The sequence below is a fragment of the Paenibacillus glycanilyticus NBRC 16618 genome, assembly GCF_004000805.1.
GTDB lineage: Bacteria > Bacillota > Bacilli > Paenibacillales > Paenibacillaceae > Pristimantibacillus > Pristimantibacillus glycanilyticus.
Genome location: NZ_BILY01000009.1, coordinates 159,117 through 176,148 on the forward strand (window position 1 = coordinate 159,117; position 17,032 = coordinate 176,148).

Annotated in this window: 18 protein-coding genes; 12 read left to right on the top strand and 6 right to left on the bottom strand. The window is 41.8% G+C overall.

All coding sequences use genetic code 11. From position 1 onward, the window contains the following. The first annotated feature begins 30 nt into the window (after positions 1-30). From PGL01S_RS09495 to PGL01S_RS09505, 3 genes are read left to right on the top strand one after another with little or no spacing between them, the layout of a single operon-like run. Positions 31-1,185, top strand: a complete 1,155-nt coding sequence (locus PGL01S_RS09495; RefSeq protein ID WP_127493837.1) for a tyrosine-type recombinase/integrase — start codon at positions 31-33, stop codon at positions 1,183-1,185. Continuing rightward, positions 1,169-3,283 carry a tyrosine-type recombinase/integrase gene (locus PGL01S_RS09500; protein WP_373864153.1) on the top strand — a complete coding sequence of 705 codons (2,115 nt, stop codon included), beginning with the start codon at positions 1,169-1,171 and terminating at the stop codon, positions 3,281-3,283. Before PGL01S_RS09495 ends, PGL01S_RS09500 begins: the two co-directional genes overlap by 17 nt. Further along, positions 3,276-3,656 carry a DUF6262 family protein gene (locus PGL01S_RS09505; RefSeq protein ID WP_127493839.1) on the top strand — a complete coding sequence of 127 codons (381 nt, stop codon included), beginning with the start codon at positions 3,276-3,278 and terminating at the stop codon, positions 3,654-3,656. The genes PGL01S_RS09500 and PGL01S_RS09505 overlap by 8 nt, the downstream gene beginning before the upstream one ends. A gap of 154 nt (positions 3,657-3,810) precedes the next feature. Here the strand turns inward: PGL01S_RS09505 and PGL01S_RS09510 are convergent, their stop codons facing one another. Together PGL01S_RS09510 and PGL01S_RS09515 are read right to left on the bottom strand one after the other, a co-directional pair. Continuing rightward, positions 3,811-4,731, bottom strand: coding sequence for an NmrA/HSCARG family protein (locus PGL01S_RS09510; RefSeq protein ID WP_127493841.1), 921 nt, complete (start codon positions 4,729-4,731; stop codon positions 3,811-3,813). 28 nt (positions 4,732-4,759) lie between these two features. Beyond that, positions 4,760-5,770, bottom strand: coding sequence for an LLM class flavin-dependent oxidoreductase (locus PGL01S_RS09515; protein ID WP_127493843.1), 1,011 nt, complete (start codon positions 5,768-5,770; stop codon positions 4,760-4,762). 230 nt (positions 5,771-6,000) lie between these two features. Here PGL01S_RS09515 and PGL01S_RS09520 point away from each other — a divergent pair, with 230 nt between their 5' ends. From PGL01S_RS09520 to PGL01S_RS09535, 4 genes are all read left to right on the top strand, one after another. Continuing rightward, a complete protein-coding gene (locus tag PGL01S_RS09520) occupies positions 6,001-6,327 on the top strand; it encodes a winged helix-turn-helix transcriptional regulator (RefSeq protein WP_244935557.1) in 327 nt (108 codons plus the stop codon). A gap of 463 nt (positions 6,328-6,790) precedes the next feature. Beyond that, positions 6,791-7,324 (top strand): hypothetical protein, encoded by a 534-nt coding sequence (locus PGL01S_RS09525; protein ID WP_127493847.1) that lies wholly within the window; start codon positions 6,791-6,793, stop codon positions 7,322-7,324. A 262-nt stretch (positions 7,325-7,586) separates the two neighbouring features. After that, on the top strand, positions 7,587-8,501 hold the full coding sequence (locus tag PGL01S_RS09530) for a phosphotransferase (RefSeq protein WP_127493849.1): 915 nt from the start codon (positions 7,587-7,589) through the stop codon (positions 8,499-8,501). Positions 8,502-8,936: 435 nt separating this feature from the next. Next, the gene (locus PGL01S_RS09535) at positions 8,937-9,815 is read left to right on the top strand and encodes a class I SAM-dependent methyltransferase (RefSeq protein ID WP_127493851.1); all 879 of its coding nucleotides are present in this window, start codon (positions 8,937-8,939) and stop codon (positions 9,813-9,815) included. Between the two features lie 118 nt (positions 9,816-9,933). Here PGL01S_RS09535 and PGL01S_RS09540 read toward each other — a convergent pair whose 3' ends face one another. Further along, complete coding sequence (locus PGL01S_RS09540; RefSeq protein ID WP_127493854.1) at positions 9,934-10,761, bottom strand: SDR family NAD(P)-dependent oxidoreductase; 828 nt, start codon at positions 10,759-10,761, stop codon at positions 9,934-9,936. Positions 10,762-10,922: 161 nt separating this feature from the next. Between PGL01S_RS09540 and PGL01S_RS09545 the strand changes: the two genes are divergently transcribed. Beyond that, complete coding sequence (locus PGL01S_RS09545; RefSeq protein WP_127493856.1) at positions 10,923-11,831, top strand: LysR family transcriptional regulator; 909 nt, start codon at positions 10,923-10,925, stop codon at positions 11,829-11,831. 177 nt (positions 11,832-12,008) lie between these two features. Here the strand turns inward: PGL01S_RS09545 and PGL01S_RS09550 are convergent, their stop codons facing one another. Further along, a complete protein-coding gene (locus PGL01S_RS09550) occupies positions 12,009-12,860 on the bottom strand; it encodes an aldo/keto reductase (RefSeq protein ID WP_127493858.1) in 852 nt (283 codons plus the stop codon). Between the two features lie 168 nt (positions 12,861-13,028). Here PGL01S_RS09550 and PGL01S_RS09555 point away from each other — a divergent pair, with 168 nt between their 5' ends. The 4 genes from PGL01S_RS09555 to PGL01S_RS09570 all read left to right on the top strand — a co-directional run bounded on the left by PGL01S_RS09555 (position 13,029) and on the right by PGL01S_RS09570 (position 16,074). After that, positions 13,029-13,469 (top strand): MerR family transcriptional regulator, encoded by a 441-nt coding sequence (locus PGL01S_RS09555; protein ID WP_127493861.1) that lies wholly within the window; start codon positions 13,029-13,031, stop codon positions 13,467-13,469. 215 nt (positions 13,470-13,684) lie between these two features. Next, positions 13,685-14,623 (top strand): VanZ family protein, encoded by a 939-nt coding sequence (locus PGL01S_RS09560; protein WP_127493863.1) that lies wholly within the window; start codon positions 13,685-13,687, stop codon positions 14,621-14,623. A gap of 175 nt (positions 14,624-14,798) precedes the next feature. Continuing rightward, a complete protein-coding gene (locus PGL01S_RS09565; protein ID WP_127493865.1) occupies positions 14,799-15,326 on the top strand; it encodes a P-loop nucleotide/nucleoside kinase family protein in 528 nt (175 codons plus the stop codon). Between the two features lie 91 nt (positions 15,327-15,417). Further along, entirely contained in the window at positions 15,418-16,074 is a 657-nt protein-coding gene (locus PGL01S_RS09570) for a LysE family translocator (protein ID WP_373864154.1), read from the top strand. A 78-nt stretch (positions 16,075-16,152) separates the two neighbouring features. On the opposite strand, the gene PGL01S_RS09575 is transcribed toward PGL01S_RS09570, so the two are convergent. Next, positions 16,153-16,332, bottom strand: coding sequence for a hypothetical protein (locus tag PGL01S_RS09575; RefSeq protein ID WP_127493870.1), 180 nt, complete (start codon positions 16,330-16,332; stop codon positions 16,153-16,155). Positions 16,333-16,339: 7 nt separating this feature from the next. Then, complete coding sequence (locus tag PGL01S_RS09580) at positions 16,340-16,987, bottom strand: NADPH-dependent F420 reductase (protein WP_127493872.1); 648 nt, start codon at positions 16,985-16,987, stop codon at positions 16,340-16,342. Between the last annotated feature and the right edge of the window lie 45 nt (positions 16,988-17,032).

Genomic DNA, 17,032 nt, shown 5'->3' on the forward strand with positions numbered 1-17,032 from the left:
AGGATAAATGCTTTCGTTGGGAGTGGCGCTGTGAGAGTCCAAGAAGTAATTCTTAATGATAATAAAAAGAGATATTTGTTGTTGGATGAGGTAGGTGTTCCAGTTGTTCCTGTGATGAAGTATTTAAAATACCTGGATCAGACAGGTAAAAGTAACAACACACTTAAGACTTATTGCTATGCATTAAAACAGTATTTCACTTATCTTGAAGAGCAGAAGTTAGATTATAAAGAAGTAGGTGTTAAGGATCTTGCTGACTTTGTAGGGTGGTTGCGTAATCCGTTTGAAAGTGGGAAAGTTACTCCTTTACATCAGATTGAAGCGAAAAGAACAGAAAAATCAGTGAATCTTTTAATCACAGTGGTAACAAACCTATATGATTACTTTTTCCGTATTCAAGAGATCCAAAACGATATGGTAGATAAACTGGTAAGACAGGTATTTAGAGGAGGTCGTAGTAAATATAAGGGATTCCTACATCATGTCAATGAAGGAAAACCGACGAATAAGAACGTTTTAAAGCTGAAAGAACCCAGAAGAAAACCTAGGGCTTTGCATAAGGAGGAGGTCGAACACATCTACGAGTCCACAACGAACGTTCGTGATCGATTGTTGATTCAGCTGTTGTTTGAAACGGGACTACGTATCGGGGAAGCATTATCACTCTTCATGGAAGACTTCGTATTCGATCATAAGAATGGTCATCGAATACGTTTAACGGACCGCGGTGAATTGGAGAATGGAGCTAAACTCAAGACGGGTGAACGGGAATTGTTTGTTTCGCAGGGACTCATGGATTTATACGACGACTACCTATACAACGTGATTGATGATCTTGAAATCGATACGAATTTCGTATTTGTTAAACTACGGGGAAACCGAGTGGGACAACCGATGAATGACCGTGATGTACGCGCCTTATTTAAAGTGCTGCGTAAGAAAACGGGGATGCATATTCACCCTCACTTGCTGCGGCACACGCATGCAACAATATACTACCGTCAAACGAAAGACATCAAACAAGTACAAGAACGATTAGGCCACGCCAATATTCAAACAACTATGAACATGTATGTCCATCCATCGGAAGAAGATATTCGTGAGAATTGGGAAAAAGCTCAGCATGCATTTCAGCTTGGCAATATACAACCAGAGGAGATAACTGACAGTGGTGTTACAGAATAAAAGACAAGTCAATGCGATTAGGTTGCATTATAATCGGCTTGAACAAGAGATTTCCAGCTATCAAGAGAGGTTAGTTCATGATGATGGATCCGTGTCATTTCACAAAGTTGAGGACCCCTATTTCTTGACTGAAAATACTTGGACTGTAGGAATAATAGGTTCAATAACAAATTTTCAGGATCAACGAAACAAATATAATCGATCTAATAAAAACATTCGGTTCGATTTTAATAATCCGTTTGTTAATCTTGAAATGAAGTATGTTGTGTTCAATAAGTTATTTAGTGATGAATGGTCTTTTTCAAGCTTATTCGGAACTAATTTCACAAACATAAACCGTCTCACAAGATTTCTTAATGAAAAACATCCTCGACTAGAATCTTTGCTAGATTTGAACATTGATAAGGCGGACCAGGAGTGGTTGTTCTGGTTGGAGAATCAAAATATTCTTACAAAAACCATAAGGAAACATGACGTATACGGTGAACAAATAGTCAAATGTTCAATTACCAACTTTTTAAGACATATGCATTCTACTATATCTAAACTTATTGATACTCGCGAGGAGTGGGATAAAGAACGTTGGGACATCCGTACTTTGCATGCTACATATGGGATTAATTATATTAAGTCACAATCTCAACATTTTGTTGACTTCTCGAAAATATGGAACCCCTTAATACGGAGTAATGTTAAAGGGTACCTTAAACAACGTCTTTTAAACAAGAACAGTTTCTCTTGGTCTACTGCAGTAATTTATATGAATGTTATTCCTGGATTCTTAAACTTCATTTGCAACTTAGAGCCTTTATGGAATGACTTAAGAGATCTTCAAAGAAGCCATATTTTAAAATATATTGAATCGCTTCACCAAAGTGCAAAAAAGCTTACAAGACGTAATTCAAACCCTGAATCATACATTAAATACAATCTATCAGCCGTAAGTAAGTTTTTGGATGACATTCAGCGTTATGAATATGACATCGCTCCTAAAACGAATACAAGACAACTGCTTTTTCCCGAAGACAGACCAAAACGTAAAAAGAAACCTTACGATCAAATTGATTACATACCGGAAAATGTATTAGAACAACTTTTTGCTAACTTAAATTATTTGCATCCAGAGGTCCAACCTCTGGTATGGATAGCATTCAAGACTGGTTTGCGTATCTCAGATGTATTGGGATTAACACAAGATTGTTTAGTAAGAATCAATGGAAAATACTACATTGAAACTGATATTGAAAAGACATATGTGAAGGGCCATCGTATCCCAATTGATGATGAATTAGCTAATATGTTAGCGGCTTTAATAAAAAAATCAATTGAGAACAGCAATGAGGATAACAATCCGGATAAATACGTCTTTATTCGATTTCGCGGTTCCAGAAAAGGCAGACCATATTCTCAATTCTGGGTTGGAGAGAAATTGAATTGTCTGGCAAGAAATGCGAACATCACTGATGAATGCGGAAACGTATTCTACTTTAAAACTCATCAATTTCGTCATACCTATGCTATTAAGATGCTCAACGGCGGGGCAGATATATTAATCGTTCAAGAGTTATTGGCGCATGCATCTCCTGAGATGACAATGCGCTATGCCAAACTTCTGGACAATACTAAGCGAAGGGCGTTTGAAACAGTTGTCAAACAAGGCGTATTTAGCTTTGATATGAATGGGAAAATACATGAGATCCATAAGGATGAAGATATCCCATACGATATCCTGGAAACGCTCTGGCGTGATCAAAAGCTAAATGCGATTGATAATCCCTACGGCTCTTGTCGGGCCCGTGTAAACGGAAATTGCCCATACGCGGAAGAACCCCCCTGTTTAACTTGTAACGGCGGCAGCCCTTGTAAAGACTTAGCTGTAGGTCTCTCTGATATGGACTTACCTAAGTACGAAATTCATATTCAATCCACCTCAAAAATGATAGAAGTTGCCAAACAATACGGCCGCGACGAAATTGCGGAGAAAAACCAAAAGAACCTTGATCGTCTGACCAGCATCTATGAGACGATCAGGAAAGGCAACATCGTCTTTGGGCGAGTGGAGCGTATCAAAGGAAAGCAAGGTGTAAAACATGTCTGATTACGATCGCAGAGCGCATTTAAAGCAGGTTCATGAGGCTCGCAAAGCAAAAACCATACAAAGAGTGGATGAGTCGATTAGACGGCTTGTAAAAGCCAAAGAGGGCATCAATTTTAATAGTGTAGCAACTGATTCTGGCGTAAGCAAAGCAACGCTCTATAACAATCCTGAGATACGTGTGCGCATTGAATCGCTTCGTCAGCAGCAATCTCTAGTACCGACACCAAAACAAATCAAGCAAGAGATGGATGAAAACAATAAGGACGCCATCATTGCTGCGTTAAAACGAAAGATGAAGAAGCTCGAAGATGAAAATAAAAAGTTGCGAGAACAGCTTAAGTTTTCCTATGCAGAGGTCTATCAAAAGATTTGAGGGAATGTCTGTTACCTTTATTCAGCTAACTGGTAGTTTAATTGAAAAGTAATAATAAAAATGTGCTTATTAAAAAGAAGAAAAACCTTAACTCGTTACAAATGTGAAAGCAGCCGCTCACAATGGGCGGCTGCTTTTTTCAACTAAATGGCGGTTAATTTATTTTAAACTTGTCTTTATTTTTTTCTGCCCATTCTTTAAACGAAGTTAATTTGATATTGTAAGTCTTCAATAAATCAATATCTACATTATAACCAACTACGTTATTCCATTGCTCACCTCGTACAGCTAATGGATGTATTCCTTGCTCTAATGCTTCTTCAATACCAAGTGTTGTGATTTTAAGTTGTTTTCCTGTTACTTCCGAGATGATCTCGGCAATTTTTTTATATGAAATCGATTCGGCAGCTAACTCAATATTATGTTTATTGAATTTTTTAGGATCTGCAAAGGCTGCACAAACAAAAGAAGCAAGATCTTCAATTGCAATGTGATCTATAGGTGTATCCGCAAACGTAACCGTTTTTATTTCCCCTTGTTGTAAGTCAGGATACATGAATGCAGATTTTTCAGAAGTGAAATTTTCCATAATACATGCTGGTTTCACGATAGTCCATAAAGGAAAACCTGCTGAACGAACAGCTTCCTCTATATCCCATTTATCTGTCCAATACTTTTCAAACCAGTAACCTGTTCCCCATTCTGGAAATTGCGTATATCTGCTTGTGGCTGCAACGGATGTATGCACAAATTGTTCTACGCCACTTTTTATTGCACTTTGAATTAATGCAAATGCCTGTTTTCTCTCTCGATCTGTTTCATTGGTATCTATTCCAGAAATCGGCACTGAGAAAACAGCATCGACATTTTTCATAGCATTTTCCAAAGAGGTTGGGTCATCGAAGTTACCTATTACAGCTTCTGCCCCTTTTTGAATAAGTGCTTGGGCTTTAGTAGAATTTTTATCTCTAACTAAAATACGAACTTTAAATCCCTGTTTCAATGCTTCATTTGCAACTGCACCGCCTTGTAATCCAGTAGCGCCCGTAACTAAAATCAATTTTTGATTATTCATTTTGATATCACCTTTCTTGGGTATATTTTTAGTTTGGTTTTAGATTATAGAGCTCAGCAAGTTTCTCATACAGTTTTAATCGCGTATCAAAGCCTTCTTGGGCAGTTGACACGATGAGTTCTTGGACACCTAGGGTATCCGCCAAGAAGTCCAATTTCGGCTTTAATTCGCTCCACGTACCTATTACTAGCGTAGATAAAAACGATTGTGCAGCTTGATGATGAGCCTCAGAAAACCGTAACTCATGTGCCTTCAGTGGATCAAAACCGTTGAAGTACCCTAAGCTTTGTAAAAATTTTAAACTTAGGATTTTTTGTTGATATTCTACTTCTTTATCCGTATCGCCGCCGATTACTGAAACGCCTAAAATAACATCTGGTGCTGACACTCCATGATTTGCTTGATAAAGCTTGCGATACAATGAGATGGCTTCTTTTGCCCCTGCAGGATTAAATTGATATGCTAAAGAGTAGTTGGCTGCATTAATTGCAGCAAGTTGGGCACTATAAGGGCTGGACCCCAGAATCCAGATTGGCGGAAGTGGTGCGTCATGTGGCATCGCAATGATCTGGGCAAATGAATCATCGGACAACGACTCCGAAAGATGGTCATATCCTCTTAATTCACGAAGCAATTCCTGTAAATCATCTGCGTTTAATGAATTCTTAGAGCGCCGTAAGGCAAGCGCAGTTTTACTGTCAGTTCCAGGTGCACGGCCCACACCCAAGTCAATGCGATCTGGGTAAAACGTCTCCAGTAGTTTGAAGTTCTCAGCTACTTTTAACGGAGAATGATTGGGAAGCATGACGCCACCTGAACCAACCCGTATGCGATGCGTATTCGCAGCTATTTGACCGATCAATAGTTCGGGCGAAGCGCTGGCTACGGAGGAAAGATTATGATGCTCCGTGACCCAAAAGCGTTCGTAACCTAGTTCTTCCCCTTTGCTCGCTAGATTAACCGAATTTATTAAAGCTTGTTTGGCTGATGTCTCATGATCGACTGGAGCCATATCCAATATAGATAAACGTTGAACCACGTTCTGCCTACCTCCTTTCTACTGATTGTTTCCGCGTCCATATTGAAAAGGAACCCTAAATGCTCAATTTCCATTCCTCCATCGTGAAACAAATTATTTTAAAACCACGGCAAACGTGGTACTATTACCTTATTTCTTATGAGTGATAATAACAAGTACTGTTATTTTTGATAGGTACTATGTATTTTGATAGTAATGAGATTTCATTAGGCTATTTTAGGAGGAGAAATGTGACTAACAATACGAAGTTCCATTTACCTGACTGTGGTTTAACAAAAGTCCAACAAATTTTAGGAGGGAAATGGAAACTCTTACTACTATGGTATCTCTCAGAGGGGCCTAGACGTTTTGGAGAGATCCGTCGATGTTTCCCAGAGACTACTGAGGCCATGTTGACAAAACAGTTGAGGGAACTGGAGCAGGATAAATTAATTCATCGTGAAGTATTCAAGGTAGTACCGCCAAGAGTAGAGTATTCATTAACAGATTTAGGATTAAAATTTTTTCCAATTATACAGGCAATGAATAATTGGGGGGAAGATAATTTGAAGGATTAAACCCATTCGATAATTACTTGATATACTTGTTTTTTAGTCGCTAAACACGATTAACGTTACTGTTAGGGGATTCGTTTCTCATATTTGAACGATAGTTAAACATAAAGGGTTCCACATATTAGTCATGTATAATATGTGGAACCCTTTATGTTATCTGACTTATCTAAATTTAGGTCTTGATAAACTGAAAAAATATAGTTGTAGACTGTGGGTGGGACGGAGAACGTTAGTTGAGTAAATAACCTGGAGAAGCTGCTGGCGCTGGTCGGCAGCTTCATTACGTTAAGGGCAGTTTAGCGTGGAGACTTGTTTTTGAAAATTTGAAGACACCGCCTACCAAATTACTCTTCAATTCAGGATAATTATGACTCCTCTCAGTTCAGCTAATAGGCAGTTTAACGCAACCTTCCTTATAATACCAACGTCAAAAAGATATTGTAAAAGGCACAATTGTGAACGGGGGATGATTAGTATCAAGAAGTTCATTATACTTTTAATGATAATTTGTGCGCTGTCAGGATGCGCAAATAAAGCGAGTAAAGTGGAAAGTGCCTCGTCCAATTCTGAATCGTCACCGACTACTCCCATTTATTATACTTCTGCTTATGACGAGAAAGAATTAGAAGAACTTGGTATTACATTAAACTCAACAAAAATAGCCCCTAAAACAGGTAAAACTGAAGTGCGTAGAATAGCTGAAGATTTATTGCGTCAAACCGCAATACAACCAAAAGGTATTTATATTGAATACGGTCTAATAACGGCGCCTAATGTTGGATTAGGTGCATTATCAATTGACGCAATGGAAGCAAATCCAATATTGAAAAATAAAAAGTCAATATCGGAAATACCTGTCTGGATAATCACATTAAAAGGACTGCTTCCAGACGACTACAAACCAGACACCAGACCAGGAAAACAACCTTTGGACATTAGTAGTACCGTAATTGATGCGATGACAGGCAAGGTTTTATTTGGATTCGGAAAAGGGAAATAAGTAAACGGTTTCAACTAACGGGAGACATTAGTTTCAAAGCATGCATAATACGGCTGCAGATTATAGATCCGCTGCCGTTTTTATGGAGTAAAAGAGGGTTAACGCAACAAATTATGGAGGAGAAGGTAGCTCAACATAAACAGTTCAGTAGCCGTTCAATACTGACCGGCTGCTTACGTTTTTCAATTAAAGGGCAGTTATGCGTAACTTCCAGGGAATGTAAACGTCTAAATAAAGTAAGGAACGAGGAGGCAGACATTTTATGGGAGGAACGAATGTATGGGATGCGGAGTGGGAGGTTAACGAAGAGCAGGCGCGGACGCTGATCGGCAGACAATTCCCTCAGCTGTCATCGAAGCAAGTGAAGCGATTGGGCTGGGGCTGGGACAATACGGTTTTTCTCATCGGTGACGAGTACGTGTTCCGGTTTCCAAGAAGAACGATTGCAGTTGGCTCGATTCGTATGGAAGGGAAGCTGTTGCCGAAGCTGGAGGCATATATGACCATCCCCTATCCGAGACCGTTATTTTATGGCGAAGAAAGTGAGGAATACCCGGCACCATTTCTTGGCTATGCCTACGTGCCAGGAGATTTTCCCATCGGTTTGACGGAAGAACGCCGGGCTTTATCGGCAGAAACGTTGGCGAAATTTTTGCGGAGATTGCATGAGTTTCCGGTGCAGGCGGCGCTGAAGTGCGGAGTTCAGCAAGATCATCGAAGCTTGACGGACATAGCATCGCGCAAAGTGAAATTGGAGGGCTTTCTATCGAAGGTGGTTGAACACTTGTCGCCGGAGGAGTCCGGTGTGATCGAAGCGTATATTAGCAGGCTACAAACGGACCGTGTCGAGGCGGTGAATGTACTGCTACATGGCGATCTTCATTTCAAAAATATGCTTGTGAATGAGAACGGAATTGTTTCCGGCATCATTGATTGGGGCGATCTGAGCGTAGGCCATCCGGCTTGCGATTTGAGCGTTGCTTACAGCTTTTTACCACCTTACGCTCGCGGCGTGTTTTTCGAAACTTACGGAGGAGCGGACGAGGAAACGAAGCTGTTGGCTCGGCTGATCGCGGTATATATCCCCGTACTGATCTTGATGCAAGCGGTGGATGACGGAAATGAAGCCATTGCGGCAGAGGCGAAATCCAACATCATGCGAGCACTGTCGGATTAGGCTCATTATTTCGTTGTAGCTATGGGGCTATGGCTATCGGCACCATTTTGTTGTTTAAAGGCCGCGATAAGGTGTGATTTGCCTTCTCTGATGCCGCTTTATGTTGAGGAACACGAAATTTAACAGAGTAAGTCGTTGTGCTAAATGGGAAACGTTAGTTCAGAACAAAACAATGGCAGCTGATCTTTTAATCGGCTGCCATTTTTGCGTAGTATAGGTCTGGTCATTCAAAAGTAAAACGGACACCATTATGTGCTGGTTAAAAGGACTTGCTATAAATGCCATGGATATATACTACTCTATAAAAAAAATAGCATAAGTCTATTACTTTTTTTGCATTAATTGTATTGTAATTATGCGAACGCGGCGCGATGTAAAAGTGATAATGATTGCTCATAGGCCCTGTATTTATTTTGCTCCTAAGGAGATAACCGAATGGAAGATTACTATTGGAACGATAAATTTGATTATTTAAGCAAGACCAGATGGTTGTATTACAATGATGATTATTTAAACTTCCTTATAAGCTCTGTTTGGAATATCAACAAGCCTGTTCGAATCATCGATTTTGGCTGCGGCTATGGGTATTTGGGAACCAAGCTAATGTCGCTACTCCCTATGGGATCTACGTATACGGGTATAGATGCTGGTGATAAGCTAATTGATCAAGCTAGAGAGATTTTTCGAAACGCACCATTCCAAACAGAATTTATCCTTGGTGATATTCAAGAAATGGATTTTAATAAAACGTACGATGTTGTAGTTTGCCATGCCTTCTTATTGCATATGGATAATCCAAAGGCAATACTACAAAAAATGATAGATAGTTTGGTGAATCGAGGCAGAATAATTTGCTTTGAGCCTCATTGGATCTCAAGCATGGCAAGCTATCATCTTGAAGGTCATGCACTATCAGATATAGTGCAATTGGGGTTCCTCCAGGAGTTATATGAAAGGGATGCGCAACGGAGTGGGAGAGACGGCAATATAGGAATTAAGTTGCCTATTTATTTAAGCCAGTTAGGGGTTAGACAAATCGAATGTAGAGTCAGCGACAGGGTAAATTTTTTAGATCCCAATTCTGACTTTGAAAAAAACAGTGTACTTTACAACTCTCTAAAAGAAGATGGCTTCGGGGCTGATCCGGGGGAAGAAGAGCCGTTTATTAAGAATTTGGTGGACCGTGGTGCTGCCCTTGAAGAAGCGCAAAAGGAACACAGGCTGGAATCTTCCTTGTCGGTAGCTTTTAACAATGATGTTTTTTTGTCGTATGCACCAAGTATGAAGATAACTTCAGGAATCATTGAAAGATAGGAAACTCATTAAGCCCCTCGGTACGATTCAGTTTCTCACAGCAGCCGGTCAATAATGACCGGCTGCTGACGTTTCTCAACTAATGGGCAGAGGAGTTGAATTCGAAACTACCGATGGCTTATGGCTTTCCTTGCGCTCCGTTCGAGACAGCTTCCCATGTCTCCCAAGTGGCTAAACGATCGGCATAGGTTTCGCGCACCAAAGGCAAGACCCCAGCGCCGACCGCAAACCGCAGAGGTGGGTCCTCGGCGTCTACGATTTGAAGAATCGCTTCGGCCGTCGCCTTCGGATCGCCACGTTCTTCGGTCGATAAACGAGTGGATACCCGATTTCGAAGCTCAGCGTAAACTTCCATTACTTGTGATGTCTTCATGGACAAGGGGCTTCCAAAGTCGGTGGCAAAGGCGCCCGGCTCGAGCAACGTGACCTTAATGCCGAAGCCTTTAACCTCTTGAGCGAGGCTATCGTGCAGCGCTTCGACTGCCCATTTGGAAGCGCAATAGAAACCAATGAGCGGCGCCGCAACAATTCCCATGGCGCTTGATACGCCGAGAATGTGCCCGCTGCCCTGTAGTCGAAGCAGAGGCAGGGCAGCTCGGATGACACGAAGCGTACCAAAGTAATTGGCGTCAAATAGTTCGCGGACGTCGGATTCGTTAGCCTCCTCAGTCGTGCCAACCAGCGTATAACCGGCATTGTTTAGGACGACGTCCAGCCTGCCGAAATGCGCGTGAGCCTGCTGAACGACATGCTCGACCTGACGAGAATCCGTTACATCGAGCGCTAAGGGGAGAACAGCGTCTCCAAAACGTTCCTTAAGGTCGACGATGCTTTCCGGTGTGCGAGCGGTCGCGGCAACCATATCCCCGCGAGAGAGTGCGGCCTCTGCCCAGATGCGCCCTAATCCGCGAGAGGCTCCTGTAATAAACCAGACTTTTTTTTCCATAGTATTATCCTCCAATGCCGTTCCTGTGTGTAGTATTTTTAAAGCTTCTGTTTTCTCTTTTGTTCACCTCTAATGTTACGGCTTAGTAGCTTGATACGGAATTTCAAATAAGTTAGCATGGTATTAACTTATGGTTTATACAAAAGGAGGGGCCTTCCTGAATGATTGAGCAACTGAAGACTTTTGTTCAAGTGGCGGAGTCCGGAAGCTTCTCTAAGGCAGCCGAAAAGCTTTTTATTTCTTCAACCGCTGTGATGAAGCAAATGAATTTGTTGGAAAAGCAAGCTGGAATCCCACTATTTATCCGTACCAACCACGGTGTCAGGCTCACAAAGGCAGGAATAACTTTTATCAAAGATGCAGAATTTATGCTGCAGTATTTTCAAGAATCTCTTATCCGTATGCATCAGTCCGCACAGACCAATCGGCATATGGTTCGGGTGGGCACTTCTATGCTTAACCCCTGTAATGTTTTGATAGAATTGTGGAATGGAATTGGCGCCCTATACCCGCAATTCGGAATAAACATCGTTCATTTCGAAGATGACGCACATACACTCCCAACCACTTATCGCATGATTGGCCAATCACTCGATATCATTGCGGGGCCATTTCTTACAGATAACTTGAAGGATTACTACCGTATGCTTAAGCTGGGAAGTTACCGTGTTTGCTTTGCCGTATCTCGGCAACATAGGCTAGCTTCAAGAAAAACACTTTCTGTCAAAGATTTGTATGGGGAAAGATTGGCTATAGTGAACGGCGGCGAGAGTGCGATCATTCATGACATACGTGATTTCCTGATCATGAATCATCCTCAAATACGAATTAAGGATGTTCCGCGTCTCTATGATCTTGATGTGTTTAATCGCTGCGAGGAAAGTAATACGGTTATGCTAACATTGGAGGCCTGGGCAGATATTCATCCATCTTTGGTGACGATCCCTAGTGATTTGGATATAGAGATTCCATATGGTTTGATATATCCATTACATCCATCCCAGGAAGTTGATCAATTCTTAGAAATCATAAAAGAAATGCAAGGTAATGTTCTAGCTAAGGTTGAGTGATTCGAGGTGCAATGTGTAGAAGTTGGTGACTGGAGCTGGAGCTATCGGTGAACGATATCTCAATTAGAAACGCAGCCGGTCAATAATGACCGGCTGCTGAAATTTCTTAACTAATACGGTACCCCTGTCCTTTTTTTAGATGAAGATAATGCATGTTGAGTTTTCGCTTAATCAAGTTTACAGATCGACTTTCCAGTTCCCCATCATCTTTGCAACTTCCGGATCACGGTACGATAAGAAAAGACTTTTTCGCGTATCGAGAGTGGAAATTTGTTCGATGTCGTCCGTGCTCAATTCAAAATCGAAAATGTTAAAGTTTTCGACGATCCGTTCTTTTTTTACCGACTTCGGGATTACAACGATTCCACGCTGAACAAGCCAACGAAGCACGACTTGAGCGACGGACTTGTTGTGTTTTTCTGCAATTGAGACCAGTACTTCGTTCCCAAACAAGTTGTTCAGTCCTTTAGCCAAAGGTGCCCAAGACTGGTGCTGTACTCCCTGCGCTTTCATAAATGCGGAGCTCTCGATCTGGTGGTAGAACGGGTGCGTTTCGACCTGATTGACGGCGGGCACGATTTCGTTATGCACGATAAGGTCCATCAAACGGTCAGGCAGGAAATTGCTCACCCCGATTGCCCTGATTTTGCCTTCACGGTACAGCTCTTCCATCGCATGCCAAGCTCCATAGTAATCGCCGAAAGGCTGGTGAATAAGGTATAAATCCAGATAGTCGAGCTGGAGCTTCTTCAGGGATTTGGCAAACGCCAGCTTGGCACTCTCGTAGTTGGCATCCTGAACCCAAAGCTTGGTTGTAATGAACAGCTCCTCACGTGGTATATTGCTGCGCTTGATCGCACGGCCCACCGCTTCTTCATTCAGATAACCGGAGGCAGTATCGATTAGGCGGTAACCAGCCATCAGCGCTTCATATACGGCTTTCTCGCATTCTTCAGCATCAGGTACTTGGTAAACACCGAAGCCGATGATCGGCATTTTCACGCCATTGTTTAATGTTATGGATTGCATTGTAATTCCTCCCCGTGTTCAAATGTATAACAGCAAACGGCGCTCTTCCTAAATCGGACGCTGCAGCGAGGTTTCAGATACGACACGTTTGCGTTACACTAAGCTTAGAACCTTCGTGTTACACGAAGTCAAGCTGTTATACTATTTATTTTTCAAGGGGGATTTCACGTGTATACAGTTAAAGAAGCCGTTCAAATAACGGGACTCACCGAGCACGCAGTACGTTTTTACACGGATAAAGGTCTGGTTCCAAGTGTACAACGTAATAAAAACAATATTCGGATGTTTGATGATGAATCGATCAACTGGCTGCATGGCATCAAATGCCTCAAGCAATCCGGGATGCCGATTGAAGTTATCAAAATGTACGTTGATCTCTGTCTTGAAGGGGATACGACCCTCTCGCAACGCTATTCACTCATGATGGAGCATAAAAAGGAGGCAATCGCTAGGCTTGAAGAAGCCAAACAGCACGTTGCCCATTTGGAACAAAAAACCCTGCTATATCAGGCCATTCTGGAGCACCGCTCTCCAGACACGATGAATCCTGGAAACTGGGATAAAATCAAGCATATGCATAGTGACGTATTTTACTCGCAAAAAACGTAAGATATCACAAGAGACTTAACCCCTTTGAATAATAAACTCGGACATACAATAAGCGTCTTCCATTAATAAGTAAGCAAAATGGCAGCTGATCAATGATCAGTTGCCATTTTTGTTGAAGAAAAGGACAGGATTACGTTATAAAACAATAAATTTTTGCGTCTTTATAGTAGAGATGTTTTTTATTGACCTATGTGAAGGATGGAAAGGAGTTAACCATGTCACAACACCGTAAGATTATTTCTACCATAACCGTACTCTATACTATTTTGATTCTTTATTTTTTATTTCTCGCTTTCGGTAGAATAGGCGCCGCAGAGCAAACGACGGGCTACACCTTTATATTTTTACCGGACGATTTCTTTAAGTTGCCAAGTATATCGGATCTTCTACATCCTACCCTGATGGATTTTGTAGGATTTGGAAACCTCGCAGCCTTCATTCCTTTCGGCCTATTGATTCCATTGTTATATCGGATCACCTTTGTTAGATTCATTACAGTGTTCTTCCTGTCGATTCTCTTAATGGAAACCATACAGGCACTAACGTTGCTCGGCAGCTTCGATATTAACGACGCGATTCATAACGCATTAGGCGCGGCAGTCGGTTTTGGGGCATACAAGCTTGGTGTTCGCTCAAAAAAAGGTTGGCGCAATATTTTGATGACTGCCATCTCCTGCATGGTTCTTTTATTAGGAGTATGGGGATTGTTTGGGATTGTAGATAAAGCGTTCACCAAAGAAGAAGGTCCCTTTGTGGCGATAAACGAATTGAAAGACAGCTCTGGAAATTCATCAACGGGAGAAAAAACAAATAGCTTTATAATTAGCGGTCAAAACGTAAAACCCCGCAATAATATGTATGGCGTCGAAGGTGAAAATTTAGAAACGTTCACCTATACGTTTAAGGAGAAGTCTATTTTCTCCTTGTATTACGGAATACCTGATCAAACGGATGATTCCGGAAGCATTCGTGTTTCCGTCAATGGGAGCGAGGTAATGACCGGTTCTGGAGAAGATCAACGCCGTTATCCGGAACTATTCCCGGCTATGTGCGAGATTCCTATCGAAGCGGGGAGCGAGCTCACGATAACAATTGAGGGGAACGAAAAAATATGGGATGTTGGGTATAGGAAGATGCAATATTTCTGGAACTGAGTCAAATAAAACAGCTGCCGTGATTAAAACGGCAGCTGTTTTTCATTGAATCATAGAGACAGGATCGTTTAATCAATCCGCCGAATACTTTAGGCACGGCGAAATATGCGGACCGATGTACTTAAAGATCATCAACAAATATTTCACATTGTTAATACGATGGGGGAATGAATAAATGAAACATAATGAAAATATTCTCTATCTGATATCGGGACCACTCGGAGTTGGCAAATCAACCACTTCGAAAGAACTTGCACGAAATGTTCAGCAATGCGTACTTATTGAAGGTGATATTCTACTTGGCATGTTAAATGACGAACTCTCACTTTCGTGGGAAGAACGCTTACGACTCACATGGGATAATATACTGACATTAACCAGGAACTATTTGCTGCATGATTTAAATGTCGTTATTGATTTTGTAGTGGAGGAAGAACTGGAATGGTTTTGTAAACATTTATCGGACTTGAAAAATGTGACTTTAAAATACGTCGTGCTGATAGCGGATAAAGAAAAAATAATCGAACGGCTAAACTCTCGAGGGGATATTGATTCCTTGGAACGTTCCTTGTTTTTATTAAACAAGATGGAAAGTTCACATTATAATAAAAAATTTAGCTATAACACTACCCATAAACACCCCACAGAAACGGTAAAAGATATTATCGAAAACTCTCGTTTTCATGCCATTGAATCCTTTTAGATTGAACTAACGGCAAAGCAAAGGACAAATGGTTTTAATATATGCAATCGCATATTTACATGGAATCTCCTGAAATGGTAGAATACCAGGAATGTCTGGATCTTTAGGGGGAGTTTACTTGATAAGTGTAGGGTCTTTAATTGCATTTGGTTTGGTTTCTCTGGGAATGGTCTGCACCCCTGGTCCAAACATGATTTATTTAATATCACGGTCCATCACACAAGGACGTAAGGCAGGAGTCGTATCCTTAGGTGGTGTGGTACTCGGATTCGTGATTTATTTGTTTGCAACATTGCTCGGGCTTACAACCATATTTCATATTGTTCCGTTTCTATATACTGCGATCAAATGGGCGGGCGCGGCTTATTTACTTTGGCTGGCATGGAATGCAATTAAACCCGGATCCAGGTCTGTTTTTGAAGTCAAGAAACTAACCATAGAGAGCCCGAGGAGATTGTTCTTTATGGGGTTTATGACTAATCTGTTCAATCCGAAGATTGCTGTTTTGTATATATCGCTGCTGCCGCAATTCCAAGTTCCAGGACAAGGCTCGTTGCTCTTACAAGGCACGGTGTTAGGCATGACTCAGATTATTATCAGCTTGGCAGTCAATCTACTGATTGTTCTTCTAGCGAGCAGAATTGCGTCATTAATCGGAGGACGTCCTTTATGGTTAAAGGCACAACGCTGGATTATGTCTAGCGTATTAACAGGACTTGCCTTTAGGTTAGCATTTGAGCGCCGCTAAGGCGGAAGTGAACTTTGTATGCATATGATGAGGTTAACCATTTAATGGTTAACCTCATTCGCCGATAAACCCGCCTTATCATAAGTAGGGCGAAACCCCGAATTTCAGAGCAAGGACTACTTGAACCCCCCTATAAATGATTAATCCGAGCAGTACGGTCTGATCCAGATAGACGATGAACATCCCGACGATAATTGCGGCCATCGGCACGGTCAAATGACGGACCGATGTGGAGGACGAATCTGTTGTACCATCCATAGCGGCCTTAACGGATGACCTTCAGATTGAAGTTCGAGTGACCGAGAACGCCATATATTCTGGAAGTCAGCAGCAGAAGGCCCTCCGTTGCGCGCGCGGACGAAATGTCGCCTAGATCAATAATGTTCTTCCAGCCGAACCATTGTCGCAGGTACTCCGAAACCTTATTTTTAGCTTCTGTATCATTGCCCCCGATAAACATATCATGCTGTCCCTCGGCTAGATTAAGCGGATTGATCATAAGGGCAGACGTTACGGTATTTAGAGTTTTGACGACTTTTGTCTCCGGGAAGGCTTGCTGGATCTGCTCTCCAAGCGAGTCGTTAGGGGCGACTGACAATCGCAGCTTACCATTGGTGAATTCAAGCGGCAGCGCAACATCGATGAGAATTTTGCCGGCAAGCGACTTCTGACCAATCGACTGCAGCACTTCAAGCGAGGCGACTCCCGGAGTAGCGTTAATCACAAGCTCGCCATGTTCGGCTGCTTCCCGATACGTACCAACGCTTGCAAGTCCGCTGTTCTCAAGAGATTGCTTCCAATTCGTCAGCTTGGCCGGTTGCCTCGCTCCTAATTTAACATCATGACCCTGCTCAACCAGAACATGCCCCAACGTTTGCCCGACATTGCCTGAACCAATGAATCCAATCTTCATACCTTCTCCTCCTTAGAAAAGTATACATACAAGTCTGTATACTTT